At 51.7% G+C, this 968-nt stretch carries 1 protein-coding gene; it reads right to left on the bottom strand.

Annotated features, from left to right (window positions below):
* Positions 1 to 968, bottom strand: a 968-nt coding sequence (gene tuf, locus BEI65_RS26655; RefSeq protein WP_157765488.1) for an elongation factor Tu, incomplete at both ends; no start/stop codon positions are given.

Genomic DNA, 968 nt, shown 5'->3' with positions numbered 1-968 from the left:
CCAGGCATTACCATCTCAACGCCTTCTGGCAGTTCGATGGTACCGGTCACGTCAGTTGTACGGAAGTAGAACTGTGGACGGTAGCCTTTGAAGAATGGAGTATGACGACCACCTTCTTCTTTGCTCAAGATGTACACTTCTGAATCGAACTGAGTGTGCGGCTTGATAGAACCTGGTTTAGCCAGTACCTGACCACGTTCGATGTCTTCACGCTTGATACCACGCAGCAGAACACCAACGTTCTCACCAGCACGGCCTTCGTCCAGCAGTTTGCGGAACATTTCAACGCCGGTACAGGTAGACTTAACGGTGTCTTTGATACCAACGATTTCAACTTCTTCGCCAACTTTAACGATACCGCGCTCAACACGACCGGTAACAACGGTACCACGACCGGAGATGGAGAAGACGTCTTCGATTGGCAGCAGGAACGGCTTGTCGATAGCACGTTCTGGTTCTGGGATGTAAGAATCCAGGTAGCCAGCCAGTTCGATGATTTTAGCTTCCCACTCAGCTTCGCCTTCCAGTGCTTTCAGCGCTGAACCACGAACAACCGGCAAGTCATCACCAGGGAAGTCATAAGCAGACAGAAGTTCACGAACTTCCATTTCTACCAGTTCCAGCAGCTCTTCATCATCAACCATGTCGCATTTGTTCATGAATACGATGATGTAAGGAACGCCAACCTGACGACCCAGCAGGATGTGCTCACGGGTCTGTGGCATAGGGCCATCAGTCGCAGCAACAACCAGGATAGCGCCGTCCATCTGAGCAGCACCGGTGATCATGTTTTTAACGTAGTCGGCGTGCCCTGGGCAGTCAACGTGCGCGTAGTGGCGAGACGGGGTGTCATACTCAACGTGAGAAGTGTTGATGGTGATACCACGAGCTTTTTCTTCTGGCGCGTTATCGATCTGGTCGAAAGCACGTGCAGAACCGCCGTAGGTTTTAGCCAGAACGGTGGTGAT

The sequence above is a fragment of the Serratia sp. BW106 genome, from assembly GCF_002607755.1.
In the GTDB taxonomy this organism is placed as follows: domain Bacteria; phylum Pseudomonadota; class Gammaproteobacteria; order Enterobacterales; family Enterobacteriaceae; genus Serratia; species Serratia proteamaculans.
This window is presented reverse-complemented; position numbering and strand designations above follow the sequence as displayed.